The following is a 22,499-nucleotide window of genomic DNA, read 5'->3' as shown; positions in this document are numbered from 1 at the left end:
GAGCCAGCGCCATGAAACGCCGACGATCATCAATTATCAGGGGGTGCAACTTTACTACGAAAGGCGCAGACGAGCCACCGGCGCTCCATCATGGAAGGGTGATTAATCGGCGGACGCCCTGCTATGATGCTCGAACCTCAACGGATCGCCTGCTGGAGTTTCCCCGTCATGTCGACTGCTGAACCGCGTTTTCTGCACCGCCTGCCCAATCTGCCGCTGGATGCCCTGGCCTGGGAGGAAATCGACCCGGATGAACTGGTTGATGTTCCACTGCTCGGGCTGGTATCGGCCGGCCTGCCCATCGAAGCCTGCGGCACGGATGATACCGTGCGCATTCCGTCCCGAATGGTTCGCCGCAACACCTATGCGCTCAAGGTGCGTGGCAACTCGATGATCGACTGCAATATCTTTGATGGCGACATCATCATTATCGAACGGCACGAGTCGGCCGAAAACGGCGAGACAGCCGTGGTGCTGATCAATAACCAGGAAGTGACCCTTAAAAAACTCTACATCGACAGGAGTGGCGTGCGCTTGCAGCCTGCCAATGATGCCATGGCACCGATCTACCTTAAAAACGATGACATTCAGGTGCTCGGGCTGGTCATGGGCGTGGCTCGCCCGCAAAACGATCAGGTTGCCTGATGGCCTACGAAATTCCCGCCAATGAGCCTGATGCGCCCTGGGTCGTCGAGTTCGAAGTACAGAAAAGCCGCTTCATTACCTGGGCGGCTCACACGCCAGCACCCGCGGATGCGCAGGCCCTTCTCCAGCGTGCGCGCGCGCACTTTCCGGATGCTCGTCACCACTGTCTGGCCTTCATTGCCGGGCCACCCGGTGAGCAGCGTGATATCGGCTTTTCCGATGATGGCGAGCCCGGCGGCACGGCGGGTCGGCCCATGTATCAGGCGCTGGAAGGCAGCGGGCTGGGCCACATCGGCTGTGTTGCCATTCGCTATTTCGGGGGAATCAAGCTGGGCACCGGCGGGCTGGCCCGGGCCTACACCAAATCAGTGACGCTGGCCCTTGAACAGCTGCCAACGATTACGCATGTGCCACGCCATGCCCTGTGGCTGGATGTCAGCTTTGCGGGCGAACAGGAAGCCCGCTTCTGGATAGAACAGCAGGCCGGCAAGGTCACCGATGCCGAATATACTGCTCAGGGCGTCCGCCTTGCCCTGCAGTGGCCGAACGATACACCGTGTGATATTGCCCCCCTCAAGGCGCGCCTGGCAGGCGAAGCCACACTGATCACTTCCACTCACGCTGAGTGAGGCAGACAGTCCAGAGCCACCTCGAAGGATAATTGAATGTGGCGCTCCAACAGGGCCACGGCTTCCTCGACCTGGCGGCGCTCCGCCAGCGTGGCCAGCTGCTCATGGTGGGCATCCAGGGTATCACGCAGATCCGGGCGCTCGGGCGCTGCACGACGATAACGATCAAACTGATCGTACAGGACACCGACAAAGCGGCGGCGCCAGGGCGACGGACAGGCCCCGATCAGTGCCAGATGAAAGGCTCGATGGCACATTTCCCACTGCTCGACGTCAGCATCAGGCCGCAGCGGAGTACGCTTCAGCCGATACAGGCATGCCATCACCTCATCCAGCCAGTGATCATCGCCATGTATCAACGCGTCGCGCAGTGCTCGTGTTTCAAGCTCGATACGCAGTGATGCCACGTCCTCAAGATCTGCCCGAGTCAGCGCGGGCACCCGAAAACCGCGCTGTGGCAGCTGCTCTATCAACCCCGTCGCAGCCAGTCGATTCAGCACTTCGCGCAGCGGACTCAGCCCTGCACCATAGCGCTGACGAAGGGCATCTATAGGCAGCTTTTCTCCGGCAATAAAGATACCGGTCACGACATCACGCCGTAACTGCTCCAGCAACTGCTCCGATGACATGCCCACCGAGCGCCTCCTTTTCAGTATATCCATCGCGTTGACAGCCCTGGCAGGGCAGCGCATAGTGCAAAAAATCGATTTTATGATGAAAATCGATTTCTTCTCGGCCCTACAATAACGAACAACCGCTGGAGACACCATGTTCCCGTTTTCATCACAGAACCCCTACCCTTCCGAGCGTAGTGCCACGTATGCCCGCGGCGGCATGGTTGCTGCCAGCCAGCCACTGGCAGCACAGGCCGGCCGCGACATGCTGGCCCGCGGCGGCAATGCCATTGACGCTGCCATTGCCACCGCCGCCGCCCTGACCGTCGTGGAACCGACCTGTAACGGCATTGGCAGCGATGCCTTTGCGCTGGTATGGATCAAGGATGATAACGGCAAGGGCACGCTGCACGGCCTCAATGCCAGCGGCGCTGCTCCGAAGGCGCTGACCATCGATGCGGTCAAGGCCGGAGGCCATGACACCATGCCCATGTACGGCTGGCTGCCAGTGACCGTACCGGGCACCCCTTCTGCATGGGCCGAACTGTCACGCCGATTCGGCAAGCTGCCGTTTGCTGATCTGCTGACACCGGCCATCACTCTGGCACGAGAAGGCTTTCCCGTAACGCCCGTCATCAGCCAGTTGTGGGAGCAGGCTCACGCCACCTTCACGAAGGCGTTCACCGAGCCCGCGACACAGGGCTGGTTCGAAACCTTTGCGCCGAAGGGACGCGCGCCACGTGCCGGCGAAATGTTTAAAAGTGATGCCCACGCCGATACTCTGGCCGAACTGGCCGATACCAGCTGTGAAAGCTTTTATCGGGGCGCGCTGGCCGAACGGATCGATGCCTTCTCCAGAACGACCGGGGGCTACCTGCATGCGGAAGACCTTGCCGCGCACCAGTGTGAATGGGTCGATCCGATCTCCACCCGTTATCGCGGCGTGGATGTGTGGGAAATTCCTCCCAATGGCCAGGGCCTGGTAGCCCTGATGGCGCTCAATATTGTCGGCGGCTATGACGACCTGCATGCCCGGGACGACATTACCGTCCTGCACCGCCAGTGCGAGGCCATGAAACTGGCATATACCGATGGCCACGCCTTCATTGCCGACCCGGCACACATGACCACCGATACGGCAACGCTGCTGAGTGAGTCCTACGCAGCCAGCCGACGCGATACCATCACGGATACGGCCTGCGATCCCACGCCTGGCACGCCCCCCCAGGGCGGTACGGTCTATCTGGCTACCGCCGATGCCGAGGGCAATATGGTATCGTTCATCCAAAGCAACTTTCATGGCTTCGGCTCGGGCGTTGTCGTGCCGAATACAGGCATTGCGCTGCAAAATCGCGGCCAGGGCTTTTCCCTCGACTCAACCCACGTCAATGCGCTTTCTCCCGGCAAACGCTCATTTCATACCATCATTCCAGGCTTTCTGACCCGCGACGGCCAGGCACTGGGCCCCTTTGGCGTGATGGGCGGTTTCATGCAACCCCAGGGACATATGCAGGTGGTGATGAACCTGCTGGACTTCGGCCTTGACCCTCAGGCGGCACTGGATGCCCCACGCTGGCAATGGATGGGGGGCAAGCGTATTGCCATCGAAGCCGGTTACCCGCTGCACCTTATGAAAGAGCTACGCAGCCGTGGACACAAGGTCGAGAGCGCCTTTGACCGCACCGGTTTTGGTCGTGGCCAGATCATCCTGCGAGACCCTGCCACCGGCGTATTGTGCGGCGGCACGGAACCCCGAACCGATTCAGCCATTGCGGTGCTTTGACATGAACCTGCCTCTTCAGGGCCAGTTGATACTGGCCTTCACACGCATCGGTCTACTCGGATTCGGTGGTGGCCCGTCCATGATTCCACTGGTGCATGCCGAGGTTGTCAAACGCTACGAGTGGATGAGCGAAGACGACTTTTCCGATGTGCTGGCCATCGGCAATACCCTGCCAGGCCCCATTGCCACCAAAATGGCCGGTTATATCGGCTATCGTGTCGGCGGAATGGCCGGATGCATCGGCGCGGTTCTGGCTGTCACCCTGCCCTGCATCATCGCCATGATTGCCCTGCTGGGGTTGTTCATGCGCTACCGGGATGAACGCTGGATCAATGGCATGAGCCAGGGCGTCATCCCGGTAGTGATGGTCATGATGGCCAGACTGACCTGGGATTTCTGGGCCAAGGCACGGAGTTCACTGGGCGCGATCGCCACCGTGGTACTGGCTGTGGTATCGGCCGGGCTGATGTACGGACTGGGCGTTCACCCTGGCCTGATCATCGGCGCTCTGCTGATCGCGGCGCTGTTGCGCCCTGAACCCAAACAGTCCACGAGGTCCTGACATGCTGTACTGGCATTTGTTTCTGGCGTTTTTCATCCCGAACATCGTGGGCTATGGGGGCGGGCCGGCCATTATCCCGCTGGTCGAAAACGAGATAGTGGGACATTACGGCTGGATGAGCTCCCAGCAGTTCGCTGAAGTACTGGCGATCGGCAATGCCCTGCCCAGCCCGATTGCCACCAAGATGGCTGGCTATATCGGTTATCACGTGGCCGGAGGCCCGGGGGCCGTCATTGCGGTGCTGGCGACCGTCGGCCCGTCACTGCTGCTGATGCTTGCGGCACTGGGCGTCCTGTACCGTTACCGCAACTCGATCAAGGTCAAGTCAATGAGCAGCTGGGTTCGCCCGGTAATCATGGTGCTGATGGGCTACCTGACCTGGACATTTCTGGACGAGAGCCTGATCAACAGCGGCTGGCTGCCGACCCTGCTGATTGGCGCCGTGGCGGCGGTACTATTGAACGCTACTCGGATTCATCCAGCGCTGGTGGTATGCCTGGGCCTTGCCTCGGGCGCGCTTTTTCTCGGTTAGCCTGGATTGTGCTTCGCGGGGCGAGCAACGTATGATCGCTCGCCCACGCTCCACACGAGATCCAGGCCATGTCTGCCAATGCTGTTCTGCAGCCCGTAGCGCGCCCCCACGGCGCACTGGGCCTTGCCCCGATGGAAGGTGTCATCGACGGGCTGACCCGAGCCCTGCTGTGTGAACAGGGCGGACTGGACTGGATAGTGACCGAATTCGTGCGCGTCACCAATACCATATACCCTCCCCGCGTCTTTCACCGTATCTGCCCCGAGCTTGCCCAGGGGTGCCAAACCGTGGGCACCACTCCAGTACATCTGCAACTCCTCGGCTCTGATCCGGCCATGATGACAGCCAACGCCGTACAGGCGGCCCGTCTGGGAGCACGCAGCATCGATATCAACTTCGGCTGTCCAGCCAAACTGGTCAACCGGCATGACGGCGGAGCATCGCTGCTGCGCCGACCGGAACACATGGAACGCCTGATTGATGACATGCAGCGTGCGCTGAGACCCTTCGAGATACCGGTAACCGCCAAGATCCGACTTGGATTCGATAACAAGCAGCTGGCGCTGGCATGTGCACTGGCAGCCGAACGAGGCGGCGCCAGTCGCCTGACGGTACATGCACGTACCAAGGCCGAGGGATACCGTCGCCCGGCCCACTGGGAGTGGGTCAGACGCATTCGCGATCGCATCAGCATACCGGTCGTCGTCAATGGAGATATTCAAACCCTGGAGGATTACTGGCGTGCAACGACCCTATCCGGATGCCAGGACGCCATGATCGGACGTGGCCTGCTGGCAGACCCGGCACTGGCCCGGCGCATCAAGCACTGGCAGCACACCGGCACGCGACTGCCATCTACCACCTGGGCTGAAAAGGCCTGCGTGTTGCTGAACTATGCCAGCCGGGTGGATGGCGCCCTGCCCGACAAGGTCACCCTGTCACTGCTCAAGCAGTGGCTCAACATGATGCGGCTGGGCAGCCATGATGGAGAGCAGTGGTTCCAGGCATTGAAGCGTGAACGTACGCTTGACGAGTTTACCGCCAGGCTGGCCGACAGCGCCTGAAGAAACGGCCCGGTCGATAGCCGGGCTGATATAAATAACGAGCATAAAAAAAGGGTCTTCCGATGGAAGACCCTTTTTTATCAAATCTGGCGCGCCCGGGAGGATTCGAACCTCCGACCCTCTGATTCGTAGTCAGATACTCTATCCAGCTGAGCTACGGGCGCTAAACGATGAGAAAACACTAAATATGCCCATTTGCTCATCCGCAGATACATTGATTGGCGCGCCCGGGAGGATTCGAACCTCCGACCCTCTGATTCGTAGTCAGATACTCTATCCAGCTGAGCTACGGGCGCATCATCAATCTACTGCTTGTACCGATTGGCGGAGAGGGAGGGATTCGAACCCTCGATAGGGCTATAAACCCTATACTCCCTTAGCAGGGGAGCGCCTTCAGCCACTCGGCCACCTCTCCTCATCGGTACGGCGCGCATATTACCGATTTTAAAAGACTTTGTCCACCCCTGTTCCAAAATCGATTTAAAAAAATCAGGGGGCATTTACTACAGGATGCTGAAACCGGCATAACATGTGGCCTGAAACACTACCCCGTCAGGCGTCCTGCTCATCCACGTCCGTCTTCTCTCGTTGAATGCGCTGATATATCTCTTCACGATGGACAGAGACGTCCTTTGGCGCATTGACTCCCAGGCGTACCTGATTTCCCTTGACGCCAAGTACAGTGACAGTGATTTCATCCCCGATCATGAGCGTCTCACCGACCCTCCGGGTTAATATCAGCATGGTATGAAACTCCTTTTTCGGTTACAGCTTCCAGTAATCAGCAGAGTGCAGCATTATGCGTAAAGTTGGACTCCTGTCCAACCTGCATACCGTCAAACTAGTTGATAGTGACCAACCATGCTGAAAGATTCTGCCGTTTGGCCATATTGGCGTGCCAATATGGCCAAACGGGGTGGATCAGGTCTCTTCGTTGACATCTTCGCGGTCAAGACCAAAGGCAGTATGAAGCGCACGAACCGCAAGCTCCATGAACTTTTCATCAATTACAACGGAAATCTTGATTTCGGAGGTGGAAACCATCCGGATATTGATTCCTTCATCGGCCAGAACGCGGAACATTCTGGAGGCCACGCCCGCATGGGAGCGCATCCCCACCCCCACCAGAGATACCTTGGCAATCTGGTCGTCACCACGCACTTCTCCTCCGCCCAGTGACGGCACAATGCTTTCTTCAAGAATGCGCTTGGTCTGACGGTAATCTGCCTTGGAGACAGTGAAGGTGAAGTCGGTGTAGTCCCCGGCAGGCGCCACGTTCTGGACAATCATGTCGACTTCGATGTTGGCATCAGCAATCGGGCCCAGAATCTTTGATGCCACGCCCGGGACGTCCGGCGTGTTCAAGACGGTCAGCTTGGCTTCATTGGTATTGAAGGCAATTCCTGAAATGAGCGGCTCTTCCATGTTCCTTTCATCCTCCTGGTCATCAGCAACAATCAAGGTCCCCTGCCCTTCGGCAAACGAAGACAGGACGCGAAGCGGCACCTTGTATTTCCCGGCGAACTCGACAGCACGAATCTGCAGTACCTTTGATCCCGAGCTTGCCATCTCCAGCATTTCCTCAACGGTAATGCTGTCCAGACGACGCGCCCTTGAACAGACACGTGGGTCGGTGGTGTAGACGCCATCTACATCCGTATAGATCTGACACTCGTCGGCATTGAGCGCTGCCGCCAGTGCAACACCGGTCGTATCAGAACCGCCACGGCCCAGCGTCGTAATGTTGCCGTCGTCATCGACCCCCTGAAAACCGGCCACCACGACCACCTTGCCATTATCAAGATCCTGGCGCAGTTCATCGGTTTCGATCCGCTGAATACGCGCCTTGGTGTGGGCACTGTCAGTGAGGATCCCGACCTGGGCCCCGGTATAGGACGTCGCCGGCACCCCGGTTTTCTGAAGCGCCATCGCCAGAAGGGAAATGGTGACCTGCTCACCGGTCGACACCAGCATATCCATTTCGCGTGGCGTCGGATCGTCATTGATTTCACTGGCCAGCTGGATCAACCGGTTCGTTTCACCACTCATCGCGGACACCACGACCACTACCTGGTGCCCCTGGTTACGGAAGGTCTTGACCTTTTCCGCGACCGCCTTGATGCGCTCTACAGACCCGACCGAGGTCCCGCCAAATTTTTGTACGTATAAGGCCATGTGCGTCCTATTTAACCTATGTTATGGATTTTAGGTGCTCATTGACAACCTGTCTGATAAAAAAATCACTCAAGCCTGCTCGCAACCCAGTCATACACACTTTCAAGTGCGCCGGGCAATGCCGCCGGGTCCTGCCCGCCAGCCTGTGCCATATCCGGGCGACCGCCCCCACGTCCACCTACCTGCTCCGCCACGTGATTGACCAGCTCACCGGCCTTGACGCGCCCTGTCAGGGATTTTGTTACCCCGGCAATCAGACTGACCTTGTCGCCTTCGGCAGTGCCCAGCACGATCACCCCGTTTTCAAGGCGGCTCTTGAGCTGATCCAGCAGGGTACGCAGGTCCTTGCCACTGACACCATCGACCTGGTAGGCAATCACACTGACGCCGTTGATATCCCGGGCCTGCGACAGCAGGTCATTGCCGGCACTGCTGGCCAGACGTGCCTTGAGTGATTCAAGCACCTTTTCAAGCTCACGCTGATGGCCAAGCATCGCATCAAGACGTGCTTCAAGCTGATCCGGGCGCGCCTTGAGGGTTGCAGCCATGCGCTCGAGAGTGGCCCCCTGCTCGCGATAGAAGCGCAGTGCGCCTCGGCCGGTCAGCGCTTCAATTCGCCGAACACCGGATGCCACGCCACTTTCGGAAGCAATATGGAAGGTCCCGATATCGCCGGTATGCCTGACATGAATGCCACCACACAGCTCGATCGAAAACGCTTGCGTGCCCATGGTCAACACGCGCACATCCTCGCCGTAGCGGGCTTCAAACAGGGCACGTGCGCCCTTGTTGCGCGCCTCATCCAGCGTCATCAGCTCGGTCTGAACCGGCGTATTGGCCAGCACCTGCTCGTTGACGATGGCTTCAACCCGTGCCAGCTGCTCCGGCGTAACGGCTTCGAAGTGGCTGAAATCGAACCGCAGCCGTTCATCGTTGACCAGCGAACCCTTCTGCTGAACGTGCTCGCCCAGCACCTGACGCAAGGCTTCGTGAAGCAGGTGCGTCGCCGAATGGTTACGCTGAATGTCTTCGCGGCGTGTGCTGTCCACCTGGGCAGAAACGGTATCCCCCAACGACAGACGACCGCCTTCCAGATGCCCGTAATGAAGGTTATGTGCGCCCTGACGACGGGTATCCGTCACATGAAACAAACTGTCGCCCAGTGTCAGGGTCCCGGTGTCACCTACCTGACCACCGGATTCAGCGTAAAACGGCGTGCGCTCCAGTACAACGACTGCGGACTGACCATGTTCCAGGTGTTCGCAAGTAGCACCGTCGGCGTTGATCAGCCCGGCAATGCGAGCCTGCTCTTCGTCGGTGCGCTCGTATCCGGTAAAATCGGTTTCACCCTCCAGCTCCACATCTGCCGAATAATCCCCATTGAACTGGCTGGCAGCACGCGCCCGATCCCGCTGCGCCTGAAGCTCGCGCTGAAAGCCGAGCTCATCAAGTGTGACGCCGCGCTCACGAGCCACATCGGCAGTCAGGTCAAACGGGAACCCGTACGTGTCATACAGTTTGAAGATGGTGGCACCATCCAGGGTATCTCCCTCAAGGGAAGCCAGAGCGTCATCAAGTAGCTTCATGCCATGATCAAGTGTCCGGGCAAACTGCTCTTCTTCCTTCAAAAGCACCTGCTCGACCTGGTCGCGTGCGGCGCGAAGTACCGGATGTGCTTCCCCCATTTCCTCATCCAGGGCAGAAACCAGGGTATGAAAGAAGGTATTTTCCTGGCCCAGCTTGTGCCCGTGACGTACAGCACGACGGATGATGCGCCGCAGCACATAGCCACGCCCTTCATTGGAAGGCAGTACACCATCGGCAATCAGAAACGAGCAGGAACGGATGTGGTCGGCAATCACGCGCAGCGAAGGCTGATTGATGTCGCTCTGGCCGGTAGCACGGGCAGCAGCCTGCAGCAGGCTCTGAAACAGATCGATCTCGTAGTTGGAGTGTACGCCCTGCATGACGGCCGCCATCCGTTCCAGACCCATTCCGGTATCGATGGAGGGCTTGGGCAGCGGATGTAGCGTACCCTCGCTATCGCGGTCGTACTGCATGAAGACCAGATTCCAGATCTCGATGTAGCGGTCACCGTCTTCATCCGGGCTGCCGGGAGGGCCACCCGCGACATCCGGACCGTGATCAAAGAAGATCTCGGAGCTGGGACCACAGGGGCCCACATCACCCATTTGCCAGAAATTGTCTTCATCCAGCCGGGAAAAACGTGCCGGGTCGATGCCCATCTCGTCAATCCAGATGCGCTCGGCCTCATCATCACTGACGTGCACGGTAACCCACAGCCGTTCCTTGGCAAGCCCAAGCTCTTCGGTCAGAAAGCGCCAGGCAAACTTGATGGCATCACGCTTGAAGTAATCGCCAAAGCTGAAGTTGCCCATCATTTCAAAGAAGGTATGGTGGCGCGCCGTATAGCCGACGTTATCCAGGTCATTATGCTTGCCACCTGCGCGGACACAGCGCTGAGCCGTGGTCGCACGCGTATAGGGGCGTTGCTCGCGGCCGAGGAAGACATCCTTGAACGGCGCCATGCCGGCAACGGTAAACAGTACGGAAGTATCGTTTTGAGGCACCAGCGACCCCGAGGGGACCTGGGTATGGCCTTCGCGTTCAAAGAAGTTCAGAAACGCTTGTCGTAATGCTGCGCTTTTCATAATGCTCCCGTACAAGGTGCAGGCGTTATGCACTCATTCGTCGACGTTGTCGGGCCGGGAGGTCACGATCGTTTTCCCGCGCCACATGGTATAACGAACTAGTATAACGCCTTCACGCAACGACTAAAGAGGCAATCCATTCCCTTCCGGCCTCTTCAAGTCGTACCTGCAACAGGATCAGTCCCGTGAAGGATCAAAGGCGCAGGCCAGCGCATGGCGGGACTGTTCGCCGTTGAACCCTCGCGAGGCCAGATATCTCAGGCGCTTCGCCTGTTCGGCCGGCGTACTGCCCGGGTCCGAAAACCGTCGTGCCAGCACCTCACAGGCCAGGGAAAACCAGTCAGTCCCACTGTCTGCCAGCGCCTGACGCGCCATGGCTGCATCAATACCTCGCTGATAAAGCGCTGATGCTATCTTGATTTCACCCTGCCCTCGCGCCACATGGCTTCTGACAAAGTGCTCGGTAAAGCGGGCATCCGACTGCAGACCTTCTTCCTGAAGCGCTGTCAGCGCCGTGTCGATGGCATCTTCCTCATGCCCCTTGCGTCGCAGCCGCTCATCAAGCTCACTGGCGCTGTATTCTCGCCGCGCCAACAGCGCGATGATGTCGTCACGTGCGGAGCGACCGGGCTCCTTCGGCGTGTCCTGCCATGGTGATGTCATTTTCATTTCTCCCAACGCAAAAGGCCCCGCAATAGCGGGGCCCCTTCAAGTAGCATACGATCAGATCAGCTCATCCGTATCGGCATCAGCCTCGATCGCACCTTCATCCTTTTCAGGCTCGGCGGTAGAGATATTCAGAAGCTGCGCCCGAATCTGCGTTTCGATTTCGTCCATTATCTCGGGGTTGTCCTGCAGATGCTGAGCAGCATTGGCCTTGCCCTGCCCGATCTTGGTGCCCTTGTAGCTGTACCAGGCGCCGGCCTTGTCGACCAGACCACACTGCACACCCAGATCAACGACCTCACCGGCGTGATAGATCCCCTTGCCGTAAAGAATCTGGAACTCGGCCTGGCGGAACGGCGGCGCCACCTTGTTCTTGACGACCTTGACGCGGGTTTCGTTGCCCGTGACCTCATCACCCTGCTTGACGGAACCGGTACGACGAATATCCAGACGTACGCTCGAGTAGAACTTCAGCGCGTTACCGCCGGTGGTCGTTTCGGGATTACCGAACATGACCCCGATTTTCATGCGGATCTGGTTGACGAACATGACCATGCAGTTGGCGTTCTTGATATGGCCGGTCACCTTGCGAAGCGCCTGAGACATCAGACGCGCCTGAAGGCCCACATGGGAATCCCCCATTTCGCCTTCGATCTCGGCACGCGGTGTCAGTGCGGCCACGGAGTCGACGACAATGACGTCCACGCCGCCGGAGCGTACCAGCATGTCGCAGATTTCAAGTGCCTGCTCGCCAGTGTCGGGCTGGGATACCAGCAGATCATCAAGGTTAACGCCAAGCTTTTCAGCGTAGCTCGGGTCCAGGGCATGCTCGGCATCGATGAAGGCGCATACCTTGCCCTGTTTCTGAGCCTGAGCAATGACCGACAGCGTGATCGTGGTCTTGCCCGAGGATTCCGGACCAAAGATCTCGACAATACGACCGAACGGCAGACCGCCGATCCCCAGAGCAATATCCAGCCCCAGCGACCCTGTAGATACCGACGGCATGGTGACGCGCGGGGTATCCCCCAGACGCATGACTGCTCCCTTGCCGAACTGTCGCTCGATCTGGGACAGCGCTGCACTCAACGCCTTGCCGCGATTATCGTCCTTTGCCATGAAGGCCTCCTTCCATCGTAAGAATCAGACAACAGCCCCTGCTGCGACATCACACGTACCCGATATCAAAAGGCCAGCTGTCGAATAGAATAGCGAGAGTGTACCGAATCGCCAAAACCATGTACACATATACAGTTATTTTTTAACGCCCATCAGGCCGTCATTCGGCGCCATGACCTCTTCGATCAGCCCTTCGAGTGCTGCACGCACAGCCTGAAGACGCACCTGGTGTCGATCTCCCTCGAAAAGAAAGCAGCGTGCACGACTGTCACTGGCGGTTCCCCAGGCAATCCAGACCGTACCCACGGGCTTGTCAGGACTACCGCCGCCCGGCCCGGCCACACCGCTGACCGACACACCCAATGACGCGCCGCTGAGTCGACATGCACCCTGCACCATCGCATGCACCACCGGCTCGCTGACAGCGCCATGCGCGCTCAGAAGGGCTTCGGACACACCCAGCAAGGCTGTCTTGCTGTGATTGGCATACGTCACCAGCCCTGTTTCAAACCAGCCGGAACTTCCGGCAATCTCGGTAATGGCCGCCGCTATACCGCCGCCGGTACAGGACTCCGCCGTCGTCACGCAGTGCCCTGTCGCCTGACACGCCTCTCCCAGTCGCAGAGCCAGTGAACTACATTGCTCATCCATCATACATACTCCTGTCTGCACAGGGCAGGCAGCCCGGTAACAACTACATCCGTGTCGGCGGGCATGCTACCCTTCGCCCCATTATATCGATGCCCCCGGATAAAGAGCAGGATTGTGACTCAAGACGCCGCCACACCGCACACCCCCATGATGGTGCAGTATTTACGTATCAAGCGGGAGCACCCCGACGTATTGCTGTTCTATCGCATGGGCGATTTCTACGAGCTCTTCTTTGATGATGCCAAACGCGCCGCGGCCCTGCTTGATATCACCCTGACGGCACGCGGGCAATCGGCCGGCAGCCCGATCCCGATGGCCGGCGTTCCCTACCACAGTGCCGAGGGCTATCTGGCAAGACTGGTCAAGGCAGGACAGTCCGTGGCGATCTGCGAGCAGATCGGCGACCCGGCCACCAGCAAGGGGCCGGTTGAGCGCAAGGTCGTGCGTATCGTCACGCCCGGCACTCTGTATGACGAAGCCCTGCTGGACGCTCAGCATGACAATCTACTGGTGGCCCTGCATGCACATCACGGTGGCTGGGGCATCAGCTGGCTGGAGCTTTCCAGTGGCCGATTTGCAGTGCTTGAAGCCGACAGCGACGACGACCTGCTGGCTGAAGTGCATCGGCTGGCCCCGGCTGAACTGATGGTGGCCGACGAGTTGCCACTGCCCGGCGCCCTGGCTGACCATCCGGGGCTTCGCCGCCAGCATGCCTGGCAGTTTGATCTCGAAACCGCTCAGCGGCTGCTGTGCGATCAGTTCGGCGTGCAGGACCTGAATGGCTTCGGGTGTGCTCATATGCACCGGGCCATTACTGCAGCCGGGGTGCTGCTTGACTATGTGCGTGACACGCAGCGCAGCCAGTTGCCCCATATCACCTCACTGTCCGTCGAGCTGCGTGATGAAGCCATCGTGATCGATGCCGCCAGCCGTCGGAACCTTGAGATTGACATCAACCTGGCCGGCACCGGCGACAATACCCTGGCCAGCATCTGGGACACGACTCAAACGGCCATGGGCGCACGGTTGCTGAGGCGCTGGCTGAATCGTCCGCTGCGCGATCAGTCACGCATCATTGCAAGGCAGGATGCTGTTGACGTGCTGCAGGAAGAGTATCGGTTCGAGACCTTCCGTGACCACCTCTCACCGATCGGCGATATCGAGCGAATTCTGGCCCGCGTTGCACTGCGCAGCGCACGCCCACGCGATCTGGCCCGACTGCGCGATGCCCTGTCGGCGCTTCCCGCTGTGCAGGCGCTGCTGGCGCCACTGCCTGACGGTACCGCCCTCGACGGCCTCAAAACTCATATCGTTCCCTATCCGACGCTTGACGATACCCTGAGCCGGGCCATCATCGATAACCCGCCGGTAGTGGTTCGTGATGGCGGCGTAATCGCCGACGGCTTTGACAGCGAACTGGATGAACTCCGTGGGTTGCATGAACACGCCGGCGAATACCTGGTCGAGCTCGAGCGCCGGGAAAAGGAACGCACGGGGCTATCGAGCCTGAAGGTCGGTTATAACCGTGTGCACGGCTACTTCATCGAAATCTCCCGAGCTCAGGCAGCCCAGGCCCCGGCCGAATACATCCGGCGACAAACGCTTAAAAATGCCGAACGCTTCATCCTGCCGGAGCTCAAGCAATTTGAAGACAAGGCCCTGTCTGCCCGCACCAGGGCCCTGGCACGTGAGAAATGGCTCTACGAGCAGCTCATTGATCAGCTCAACGATGAGCTGGTCGCGCTGCAATCCACCGCCCAGGCACTCGCCATGCTGGACGTGCTGGCCTGCTTCGCCGAACGGGCACGCACCCTGGCACTTACACGCCCGAATCTGGTCAGCGCCCCTGGGCTTGAGATAGAAGGTGGCCGCCATCCGGTCGTCGAACACGTGTCCACACACCCGTTCGTTCCCAATGACCTGGCATTGAATGACGACGCCCGCATGCTGGTGATTACCGGCCCGAACATGGGTGGCAAATCCACCTTCATGCGACAGAACGCCCTGATTGCCCTGCTGGCCCATACCGGCAGCCCCGTCCCGGCAGATCGTGCCAGCATTGGCCCGGTGGATCGTATTTTCACCCGTATCGGTTCTTCGGATGATCTGGCCGGTGGCAGGTCAACCTTCATGGTCGAGATGACCGAAACCGCCAATATCCTGCACAACGCCACTGAGGAAAGCCTGGTGCTGATGGACGAGATCGGCCGCGGCACCAGCACCTTCGATGGCCTGTCACTGGCCTGGGCCAGTGCAGAACATCTGGCCCGCACCCGCGCCTATACCCTCTTTGCGACCCATTATTTCGAGATGACGGCGCTGGCAGATCAACACAACGGCATTGGCAACGTACACCTTACGGCCGTAGAGCATGGGGACAGTATTGTCTTTATGCACAAGGTGGAACCCGGTCCGGCCAGTCAAAGCTACGGCCTGCAGGTAGCGCAGCTGGCCGGCGTCCCACGCCCGGTGATCGAACGGGCTCGACAGAAGCTGGACAGCCTCGAACAACCCGCCAGAGCCTCAACGCAGGATACGCAGCCCGCCGGTATGCCCCATCAGGGCGATATCTTCGATGCACTGCCTCATCCCGTGATCGAGGCGCTTGGTCAGACCGATCCTGATACACTGTCGCCCCGAGACGCTCTGGCCCTGATCTATGCCTGGCGCCAGCAGCTTTAAGTTCGGTCTACACCTGCCGATCTGTACAGGCTGTTCATCATTATCAATACCCGGCGTGTGGCCCGGTGCTTGCCGCCCGCGCCACACGCCCTCTAAAATACCGATAAATTGAGGCAACGGGCCTTGATGCCCCTGCTCATCCGTGACCGAGGAGTAACACAATGACGTTCGTCGTCACCGAAAACTGCATTCAGTGCAAGTACACCGATTGCGTGGAAGTCTGCCCGGTAGACTGCTTCTATGAAGGCCCCAACTTTCTCGTCATTCATCCCGACGAATGCATTGACTGTGCCCTGTGCGAACCGGAATGTCCGGCCGAGGCCATCTTCTCGGAAGACGAGTTGCCCGAGGGCCAGGAGAAATTCATCGAAATCAATGCCGAGCTGGCCGAAGTCTGGCCCAACATCAGCGAACGCAAGGATGCGCTTGACGATGCTGACGAGATGAACGGCAAGGAAGGCAAGGCAGACAAGCTGGAGCGCTAGACACCAGCTACTGCACGGATGAAAAAAAGGCGCCCATGAGGCGCCTTTTTAGTGCCTGCCGATCAGATGGCAGACAGTTCGGGGCCGACATGCAAAAACGGCGGCCCCGGAGGCATGCAGCGCGAATGATTCAGCGCTTACTGCCCCTTGACCTCACTGAGACCACGGTACGGAGCCTTGCCCTTCAGCTCGTTTTCAATGATCAGCAGACGGTTGTACTTCGCCACTCGGTCGCTGCGCGACAGCGAACCGGTCTTGATCTGACCGGCACAGGTGCCTACTGCCAGATCCGCGATGGTGGAGTCTTCGGTTTCACCACTGCGGTGTGAGATAACGGCCGTGAAGCCGGCATCCTGCGCCATGCGAATGGCATCCAGCGTTTCGGACAGTGAGCCGATCTGGTTGAACTTGATCAGAATCGAGTTACCGATATTCCTGTCGATGCCTTCCTTGAGAATACGGGTATTGGTCACGAACAGGTCATCACCGACCAGCTGCAACTTGTCGCCGAGCTTCTCGGTCAGCACTTTCCAGCCATCCCAGTCAGACTCGTCCAGACCATCCTCGATGGATACGATCGGGTAATCGTTGCTGAGGCCGGCCAGATAATCGACAAACCCGGCAGCGTCAAAGGACTTGTTCTCACCGCCCAGCACGTACTTGCCATCCTTGTAGAACTCGGAGGCAGCGCAGTCGAGTGCCAGCGTCACGTCGGTGCCCAGGGTGTAGCCAGCGTCACTGACTGCCTGCTTGATGGAGGCCAGCGCATCGGCATTGGATTCGAGATTCGGCGCAAAGCCACCCTCGTCGCCCACTGTGGTTGCCAGCCCCTTGCCGGACAGCACCTTCTTGAGCGCGTGGAAGATCTCGGCGCCCATGCGCAGCCCTTCACTGAACGATTTTGCGCCCACCGGCTGAATCATGAACTCCTGAATGTCCACGTTGTTGTCGGCGTGCTCGCCACCGTTGATGATGTTCATCATCGGCAGCGGCATGCTGAACTGGCCCGGCTGGCCGTAAAGTTCAGCGATGTGAGCATACAGCGGCTGGCCCTTGCTGACGGCAGCGGCCTTTGCGGCAGCCAGTGATACGGCCAGAATGGCATTGGCCCCCAGCTCGGACTTGTTGTCGGTTCCGTCCAGCGCCAGCATCTTGTTGTCCAGCTCACGCTGATTGGTGCTGTCCATCCCCAGAAGCGCATCGCGGATCCTGCCGTTGACAGCCTCGACAGCCTTCAGCACACCCTTGCCCAGATAGCGTGACTTGTCACCATCACGAAGCTCCAGTGCTTCACGGGAACCTGTAGAGGCGCCGGATGGAGCACAGGCGTTGCCACGCGATCCGTCCTCAAGCACCACTTCCGCATAAACAGTCGGGTTGCCGCGGGAATCCAGCACTTCCAGCGAATGGATATCAGCAATCTTGGCCATGTCGAAACTTCCTTTTCGGGATCAGGTATCCCTGAGTTCTAGATCGAAAACGCCGCGAACAACACCATGATCGCGTCATTTCACTAAAGTCGCTGGCCTAACATGCCAGCCTGGCCGCCGTTATTCCAGTGGCGAGCTGCGTCATTGTAGTGTTCAGACAAGAAAATGCCGACCCGAAGGTCGGCATGAACTCGTTCATCAGTCGCGATCTTCCCGATCGCTCTGCTGCTGGCGGGCACGTTCTGCCTTGTGATCCAGCGCGGCATTGACGAAGCCGGTGAACAACGGGTGACCGTCACGCGGTGTGGACGTGAATTCCGGGTGGAACTGACAGGCCACGTACCAGGGGTGATCAGCCAGCTCGATCATTTCAACCAGGGAATTATCGACGCTCTTGCCCGAGAAGATCAGGCCGGCCTGCTCAAGCTCGCTCACGAACTGGTTGTTGACCTCGTAGCGGTGACGATGACGCTCGATAATGGTGTCAGCACCATATACCTCACGGGCGCGACTGCCGGGCGTCAGGCTGCAGCTCTGGCCACCCAGACGCATGGTGCCACCCAGATCGGAAGAGGCATCACGGGTTTCAATATTGCCTTCCGGCGTAATCCACTCGGTGATCAGACCCACGACCGGGTGTTTGGTCTCGAAGCTGAACTCGGTCGATGTGGCATCTTCCCAGCCCACTACGTGACGAGCAAACTCTATGATGGCCACCTGCATTCCGAGACAGATACCGAGGTAGGGGATCTTTCGTTCGCGGGCAAAGCGGGCCGTGGCAATCTTGCCCTCCACACCACGGGAACCGAAACCGCCAGGTACCAGAATCGCGTCCTTGCCTTCAAGGCGTCCGGGGCCGTCGCGCTCGATTTCCTCGGAGTCGATGTAATCGATGTTGACCTTGACCCGCGTCTGAATACCCGCGTGAATCAGGGCCTCGTTCAGCGACTTGTAGGCGTCCAGCAATTCCATGTACTTGCCGACCATGGCGATATTGATCGACTTGAGCGGATTAAGCTTGGCATCCAGCACCCGCACCCATTCATCCAGGTTGACCGGGCCCGGCTCCAGACGCAGGCGATCGCAGACGAACTGGTCCAGACCGTGCTCGTGCAGCATCAGCGGAATGCGGTAGATCGTATCGGCATCCAGCATCGGGATAACGGCACGCTCTTCAACGTTGGTAAACAGGGCGATCTTGCGACGCTCGCCCTCTTCCAGCTCCACTTCGCTTCGGCACAGCAGTACATCCGGCTGAATACCGATCGAGCGAAGCTCCTTGACGCTGTGCTGGGTCGGCTTGGTCTTGGTCTCGCCGGCCGTCTTGAGATAGGGCACCAGGGTCAGGTGCATGAACATGGCGCGGTGGCCGCCCAGTTCGGAACGCAGCTGGCGAATGGATTCAAGAAACGGCAGGGATTCGATGTCACCCACGGTGCCGCCGATTTCCACCAGTGCCACGTCATAGCCTTCGCCACCGACCTTGACCCGGCGCTTGATTTCGTCGGTGATGTGCGGAATGACCTGCACCGTACCACCCAGGTAATCTCCCCGACGCTCCTTCTTCAGCACGTGCTCGTACACACGGCCGGTAGTGAAGTTGTTGGCCTGAGTCATTTTCGAGCGAATGAAGCGCTCGTAGTGCCCCAGATCCAGATCCGTCTCGGCCCCATCCTCCGTGACGAACACTTCTCCGTGCTGAAAAGGACTCATGGTGCCGGGATCCACGTTGATGTAAGGATCCAGTTTAAGAATGGTCACCTTGAGACCACGGGACTCCAGAATGGCAGCCAGTGAAGCAGAAGCAATGCCTTTGCCGAGCGAGGACACAACACCGCCCGTCACGAAGATATATCGTGTCATGAAAAACCTGTCAGAAGCGTGGAACTGGAGGCCCGAAAAGAGTGAAAAAATACGCGGGCCAGGATGGGATGTCAGTCTAACAGAGTCGGATGCGAGGCTCAATTTAACGCCGCCAATGGGCAGGACAATCACACGCCCCTTCAGCGTACGTCGGTATCAAAAGCCAGGGGGGACGCGACCTGCTTGATCGACTTGGTCACGATATAGGAATGGTAGCGCTTGATACCGCTGTCGCCGACCAGCCAGTTGTCGATCATTCGCTGATACTGATCGATGCTTTCAGCCTCGACCTTTAGCAGGTAATCGACGCCGCCCCCCACGCCCACGCACTCCGTGACCTCCGGGGTGGCCATGATCAGCTGCTCGAAACGGTCGGCATGCGCCAGATCGTGCTGCTCAAGCTCGATCTGAACCCATACCGGAGTGCGCGGCATCAGAACAGCCGCATTGATGAACGCACCATATCCCGTGATGATGCCGGCCTGCTCAAGCCGCCTGACCCGCTCCCAGCAGGGACTGACCGACAGATTGATCGCCTCGGCCAGCCTGGACTTGGTAATGCGCCCTTCCCGGGCCAGAATCGACAGGATCTGCACATCATAGCGATCCAGCCGCACACTGCTCCCCTTAGCGCTCAAGGGTGGCTACCTCCTCACCGATGACCACCAGCGTATCTCCCATGTTTACCCGGGCAGGGAAGCGGCGTGCCAGCACGATGCCATCGCGCCCGGCATGATACTCCACCGGGTCGGTACCGGTTCGGGTAATGTCGTAGATACGCGCCACCACCTCACCCTGCCGAACCTGGCCACCCAGGGCACAGGTCATCTCGAGCAGACCAGCATGCTCGCTTTGCACGTAGCAGCTGGCATCCGGCATTTCGACATAACGCTGATGGGCCGAGCGGGTCAGCTCTCCCTCCATGACCCCGGAAAAGATCAGGAAGTTACGCACCCCGCGCTCGGTCAACTCGATACTGCCGGGTGTCGATGTCCCCCCACCACCCAGCTCGGTCGTCACCAGCACCTTGCCCTGACGCTCTACCACCGTGTCATAAAGCGCCGAGGCATCAAGCTCAAACATCATGATGGCCGTCTGGGCGCCGAAGGCCATTGCGCCTTCCATGCTCTTGCGCTCCAGTGCCAGATCATCCAGCCGGTGCGCCGCCGCGAAGGGCAGTATATCCAGCGTCCGTCCACCGGAATGCAGATCGAGGGCGTAATCACACATTGGTACCAGATACCGGGTAAAATAATCCGCAATCTGCCGGGTCGGACTGCCATCCGGGTCGCCGGGGAAAGAGCGATTCAGGTTGCCCTTGTCCATGGGCGATGTCCGGCGGCCGGCCTCGGCGGCTGGGGGATTCATCATCGGTACGATGATGACCCGCCCCTGAATATCTGCGGCCTTCAGCCGGCTTGACAACTTCAACAGGGCCGTAATGCCCTCGTACTCGTCACCGTGGTTTCCTCCGGTCAACAGGGCGGTCGGTCCGTCGCCGTTCCTGACCACGGTAATCGGTATCATGATCGCGCCCCAGGCAGACTCATCGTGAGATACCGGCAGTTTCAAATACCCGTGCTGTACGCCGTCGGCATCGAAATCAACCGTGGAAGAGATGGGACTCTCGCGCATTATTGTTCTCCAGCAGGGGGCCGCCGCACACGATGATGTCAGCAGGCCCGGATATTATTTGACAAACAGCTGACGCGGAAAGGAACACAAGGGCTCTGCCCCATGTTCGGTAATCAGAATCGTCTCGGTAATTTCCAGCCCCCAGTCAGCCATCCACATGCCTGGCATGAAGTGAAAGGTCATGCCAGGTTCGAGCACGGTATTGTCAGTGGGGCGCAGGCTCATGGTGCGCTCGCCCCAGTCCGGTGGATAACTGATCCCGATGGGGTAGCCACAGCGTGCGCCTCCCCGGTCGAACCCGTACTTGTCCATCGCCGCGCCGAGCGCCTTTGCCACGTCACTGCATCTATTGCCAGGCCGCGCGATGGCCAGTCCGTTATCGATGCCTTCCAGCAACGCTGCCTCCCCTCGAATAAAGTCCCGGGTCGGCCTTCCAAGGAAAATGGTACGCGACAGTGGCGCATGGTAGCGCTTGTAACACCCGGCAATCTCGAAGAAGGTGCCCTCGCCTTTCTTGAACGGGGTATCGTCCCAGGTCAAATGAGGTGCGGCAGCGTCCGGACCTGTCGGCAACAGCGGCACGATGGCCGGATAATCACCACCGTGGCCATCGACGCCTTCGATACCGGCCCGATAGATTTCCGCCACCAGCCGATTCTTGGGGAGCCCCGGCTCGATCATGTCAAGAATGCAGGCATGCATGTGCTCGACAATGCGTGCAGCGCAGCGCATGTAGTCAATTTCGGTCGGTGACTTGATGGCCCGGCACCAGTTGACCAGGGCCGTGGCATCGTCAAACCGTGCATGTGGCAGATGCCTTTGCAGGCTCGTAAAGGCCTTGGCGGAAAAATAGTAGTTATCCATTTCCACGCCGATCACACAGCGGTCCCACCCCCACTCGGGCAACACCGACTGCGCCAGAAACTCCATGGGATGCATGTCCGGGTTCTGGACGTAATAGTCGGGGTAGTACAGCACATGCGTATCGGGATTCATGTAGCAGGTTCGCACTGCTCCATTACTGTCCTGGCGCCGGCCATACCAGACAGGCTCACCCTCCAGACCGACCAGTACACATTGATGCACGTAAAACGACCAGCCGTCATAGCCGGTCAGCCACCCCATGTTGGACGGGTCATAGATAATCAGCACATCCAGGCCTCGTCGAGCCATGGAAGCGCGTACCTTGCGAAGCCGTTGTGCATACTCCTGACGGCTGAAGGGCAGGGTTACCGAGGGAATCTTCTTTGGTGTCGTCATCGCTTGCTCGCCCAACGTTTTTATAATCACTA

At 59.0% G+C, this 22,499-nt stretch carries 20 protein-coding genes and 3 tRNA genes; 8 read left to right on the top strand and 15 right to left on the bottom strand.

Translation table 11 applies throughout. The features are described 5' to 3' along the window. Positions 1-168: 168 nt before the first annotated feature. Both NAT21_RS03840 and NAT21_RS03835 read left to right on the top strand, forming a co-directional pair. Positions 169-645 carry a LexA family protein gene (locus NAT21_RS03840; RefSeq protein ID WP_250935846.1) on the top strand — a complete coding sequence of 159 codons (477 nt, stop codon included), beginning with the start codon at positions 169-171 and terminating at the stop codon, positions 643-645. Further along, the gene (locus NAT21_RS03835) at positions 645-1,274 is read left to right on the top strand and encodes an IMPACT family protein (protein ID WP_250935845.1); all 630 of its coding nucleotides are present in this window, start codon (positions 645-647) and stop codon (positions 1,272-1,274) included. The genes NAT21_RS03840 and NAT21_RS03835 overlap by 1 nt, the downstream gene beginning before the upstream one ends. Here the strand turns inward: NAT21_RS03835 and NAT21_RS03830 are convergent. Next, positions 1,262-1,903 carry a GntR family transcriptional regulator gene (locus tag NAT21_RS03830; RefSeq protein ID WP_250937977.1) on the bottom strand — a complete coding sequence of 214 codons (642 nt, stop codon included), beginning with the start codon at positions 1,901-1,903 and terminating at the stop codon, positions 1,262-1,264. The genes NAT21_RS03835 and NAT21_RS03830 overlap by 13 nt on opposite strands. A gap of 139 nt (positions 1,904-2,042) precedes the next feature. On the opposite strand from NAT21_RS03830, the gene NAT21_RS03825 reads away from it, so the two are divergent. The 4 genes from NAT21_RS03825 (at position 2,043) to NAT21_RS03810 (ending at position 5,829) form a co-directional block, all read left to right on the top strand. Next, positions 2,043-3,671 (top strand): gamma-glutamyltransferase family protein, encoded by a 1,629-nt coding sequence (locus NAT21_RS03825; RefSeq protein ID WP_250935844.1) that lies wholly within the window; start codon positions 2,043-2,045, stop codon positions 3,669-3,671. 1 nt (position 3,672) lies between these two features. Beyond that, complete coding sequence (locus NAT21_RS03820; RefSeq protein WP_250935843.1) at positions 3,673-4,233, top strand: chromate transporter; 561 nt, start codon at positions 3,673-3,675, stop codon at positions 4,231-4,233. Position 4,234: 1 nt separating this feature from the next. After that, positions 4,235-4,765, top strand: coding sequence for a chromate transporter (locus NAT21_RS03815; protein WP_250935841.1), 531 nt, complete (start codon positions 4,235-4,237; stop codon positions 4,763-4,765). A gap of 68 nt (positions 4,766-4,833) precedes the next feature. Next, on the top strand, positions 4,834-5,829 hold the full coding sequence (locus tag NAT21_RS03810) for a tRNA dihydrouridine synthase (RefSeq protein WP_434084386.1): 996 nt from the start codon (positions 4,834-4,836) through the stop codon (positions 5,827-5,829). A gap of 87 nt (positions 5,830-5,916) precedes the next feature. On the opposite strand, the gene NAT21_RS03805 is transcribed toward NAT21_RS03810, so the two are convergent. The 9 genes from NAT21_RS03805 to NAT21_RS03765 all read right to left on the bottom strand — a co-directional run bounded on the left by NAT21_RS03805 (position 5,917) and on the right by NAT21_RS03765 (position 13,115). Then, positions 5,917-5,993 (bottom strand) — tRNA-Arg (locus NAT21_RS03805). Positions 5,994-6,048: 55 nt separating this feature from the next. Beyond that, a tRNA-Arg gene (locus NAT21_RS03800) sits at positions 6,049-6,125 on the bottom strand. A gap of 26 nt (positions 6,126-6,151) precedes the next feature. Continuing rightward, positions 6,152-6,244 (bottom strand) — tRNA-Ser (locus tag NAT21_RS03795). 137 nt (positions 6,245-6,381) lie between these two features. Continuing rightward, positions 6,382-6,573, bottom strand: coding sequence for a carbon storage regulator CsrA (gene csrA, locus NAT21_RS03790; RefSeq protein ID WP_250935839.1), 192 nt, complete (start codon positions 6,571-6,573; stop codon positions 6,382-6,384). A 177-nt stretch (positions 6,574-6,750) separates the two neighbouring features. Further along, positions 6,751-8,004 carry an aspartate kinase gene (locus NAT21_RS03785; RefSeq protein WP_250935836.1) on the bottom strand — a complete coding sequence of 418 codons (1,254 nt, stop codon included), beginning with the start codon at positions 8,002-8,004 and terminating at the stop codon, positions 6,751-6,753. Between the two features lie 65 nt (positions 8,005-8,069). Then, the gene (alaS, locus tag NAT21_RS03780; protein ID WP_250935834.1) at positions 8,070-10,676 is read right to left on the bottom strand and encodes an alanine--tRNA ligase; all 2,607 of its coding nucleotides are present in this window, start codon (positions 10,674-10,676) and stop codon (positions 8,070-8,072) included. Between the two features lie 177 nt (positions 10,677-10,853). Further along, complete coding sequence (locus tag NAT21_RS03775) at positions 10,854-11,339, bottom strand: regulatory protein RecX (RefSeq protein WP_250935832.1); 486 nt, start codon at positions 11,337-11,339, stop codon at positions 10,854-10,856. 60 nt (positions 11,340-11,399) lie between these two features. Further along, positions 11,400-12,461: a recombinase RecA gene (recA, locus tag NAT21_RS03770; RefSeq protein WP_250935830.1), complete on the bottom strand. Its 1,062-nt coding sequence runs from the start codon at positions 12,459-12,461 to the stop codon at positions 11,400-11,402. 135 nt (positions 12,462-12,596) lie between these two features. Continuing rightward, positions 12,597-13,115, bottom strand: coding sequence for a CinA family protein (locus NAT21_RS03765; RefSeq protein WP_250935828.1), 519 nt, complete (start codon positions 13,113-13,115; stop codon positions 12,597-12,599). 144 nt (positions 13,116-13,259) lie between these two features. On the opposite strand from NAT21_RS03765, the gene mutS reads away from it, so the two are divergent. Together mutS and fdxA are read left to right on the top strand one after the other, a co-directional pair. After that, entirely contained in the window at positions 13,260-15,794 is a 2,535-nt protein-coding gene (gene mutS, locus NAT21_RS03760; RefSeq protein ID WP_250937973.1) for a DNA mismatch repair protein MutS, read from the top strand. A 161-nt stretch (positions 15,795-15,955) separates the two neighbouring features. After that, a complete protein-coding gene (gene fdxA / locus NAT21_RS03755; RefSeq protein ID WP_250935826.1) occupies positions 15,956-16,279 on the top strand; it encodes a ferredoxin FdxA in 324 nt (107 codons plus the stop codon). 137 nt (positions 16,280-16,416) lie between these two features. Here fdxA and eno read toward each other — a convergent pair whose 3' ends face one another. The 5 genes from eno to doeA all read right to left on the bottom strand — a co-directional run bounded on the left by eno (position 16,417) and on the right by doeA (position 22,449). Then, on the bottom strand, positions 16,417-17,709 hold the full coding sequence (eno, locus tag NAT21_RS03750) for a phosphopyruvate hydratase (protein WP_250935824.1): 1,293 nt from the start codon (positions 17,707-17,709) through the stop codon (positions 16,417-16,419). A 198-nt stretch (positions 17,710-17,907) separates the two neighbouring features. Then, on the bottom strand, positions 17,908-19,572 hold the full coding sequence (gene pyrG / locus NAT21_RS03745; RefSeq protein WP_250935822.1) for a CTP synthase: 1,665 nt from the start codon (positions 19,570-19,572) through the stop codon (positions 17,908-17,910). 140 nt (positions 19,573-19,712) lie between these two features. Next, positions 19,713-20,210: an Lrp/AsnC family transcriptional regulator gene (locus NAT21_RS03740; protein WP_250935820.1), complete on the bottom strand. Its 498-nt coding sequence runs from the start codon at positions 20,208-20,210 to the stop codon at positions 19,713-19,715. Further along, positions 20,200-21,207 (bottom strand): N(2)-acetyl-L-2,4-diaminobutanoate deacetylase DoeB, encoded by a 1,008-nt coding sequence (gene doeB, locus NAT21_RS03735; protein WP_250935819.1) that lies wholly within the window; start codon positions 21,205-21,207, stop codon positions 20,200-20,202. The genes NAT21_RS03740 and doeB overlap by 11 nt, the downstream gene beginning before the upstream one ends. Positions 21,208-21,261: 54 nt before the next feature. Then, complete coding sequence (doeA, locus tag NAT21_RS03730; protein WP_250937971.1) at positions 21,262-22,449, bottom strand: ectoine hydrolase DoeA; 1,188 nt, start codon at positions 22,447-22,449, stop codon at positions 21,262-21,264. Positions 22,450-22,499 lie beyond the last annotated feature (50 nt).

It is taken from the genome of Larsenimonas rhizosphaerae (assembly GCF_023700005.1).
Lineage (GTDB): Bacteria > Pseudomonadota > Gammaproteobacteria > Pseudomonadales > Halomonadaceae > Larsenimonas > Larsenimonas rhizosphaerae.
Note: the sequence above shows the minus strand (reverse complement) of the source record. Positions and strands in the feature narration are given on the sequence as shown.

Excerpts from the sequence above, each read along its gene's own strand:
- NAT21_RS03835 (WP_250935845.1), top strand. The coding sequence starts at position 645 with ATGGCCTACGAAATTCCCGCCAATGAGCCTGATGCGCCCTGGGTCGTC.
- NAT21_RS03815 (WP_250935841.1), top strand. The coding sequence starts at position 4,235 with ATGCTGTACTGGCATTTGTTTCTGGCGTTTTTCATCCCGAACATCGTG.
- NAT21_RS03775 (WP_250935832.1), bottom strand. The coding sequence starts at position 11,339 with ATGACATCACCATGGCAGGACACGCCGAAGGAGCCCGGTCGCTCCGCA.
- NAT21_RS03830 (WP_250937977.1), bottom strand. The coding sequence starts at position 1,903 with ATGTCATCGGAGCAGTTGCTGGAGCAGTTACGGCGTGATGTCGTGACC.
- pyrG (WP_250935822.1), bottom strand. The coding sequence starts at position 19,572 with ATGACACGATATATCTTCGTGACGGGCGGTGTTGTGTCCTCGCTCGGC.
- doeB (WP_250935819.1), bottom strand. The coding sequence starts at position 21,207 with ATGCGCGAGAGTCCCATCTCTTCCACGGTTGATTTCGATGCCGACGGC.
- NAT21_RS03810 (WP_434084386.1), top strand. The coding sequence starts at position 4,834 with ATGTCTGCCAATGCTGTTCTGCAGCCCGTAGCGCGCCCCCACGGCGCA.
- recA (WP_250935830.1), bottom strand. The coding sequence starts at position 12,461 with ATGGCAAAGGACGATAATCGCGGCAAGGCGTTGAGTGCAGCGCTGTCC.
- NAT21_RS03825 (WP_250935844.1), top strand. The coding sequence starts at position 2,043 with ATGTTCCCGTTTTCATCACAGAACCCCTACCCTTCCGAGCGTAGTGCC.
- fdxA (WP_250935826.1), top strand. The coding sequence starts at position 15,956 with ATGACGTTCGTCGTCACCGAAAACTGCATTCAGTGCAAGTACACCGAT.
- NAT21_RS03840 (WP_250935846.1), top strand. The coding sequence starts at position 169 with ATGTCGACTGCTGAACCGCGTTTTCTGCACCGCCTGCCCAATCTGCCG.
- eno (WP_250935824.1), bottom strand. The coding sequence starts at position 17,709 with ATGGCCAAGATTGCTGATATCCATTCGCTGGAAGTGCTGGATTCCCGC.
- NAT21_RS03765 (WP_250935828.1), bottom strand. The coding sequence starts at position 13,115 with ATGATGGATGAGCAATGTAGTTCACTGGCTCTGCGACTGGGAGAGGCG.
- mutS (WP_250937973.1), top strand. The coding sequence starts at position 13,260 with ATGATGGTGCAGTATTTACGTATCAAGCGGGAGCACCCCGACGTATTG.
- NAT21_RS03785 (WP_250935836.1), bottom strand. The coding sequence starts at position 8,004 with ATGGCCTTATACGTACAAAAATTTGGCGGGACCTCGGTCGGGTCTGTA.
- NAT21_RS03820 (WP_250935843.1), top strand. The coding sequence starts at position 3,673 with ATGAACCTGCCTCTTCAGGGCCAGTTGATACTGGCCTTCACACGCATC.
- alaS (WP_250935834.1), bottom strand. The coding sequence starts at position 10,676 with ATGAAAAGCGCAGCATTACGACAAGCGTTTCTGAACTTCTTTGAACGC.
- csrA (WP_250935839.1), bottom strand. The coding sequence starts at position 6,573 with ATGCTGATATTAACCCGGAGGGTCGGTGAGACGCTCATGATCGGGGAT.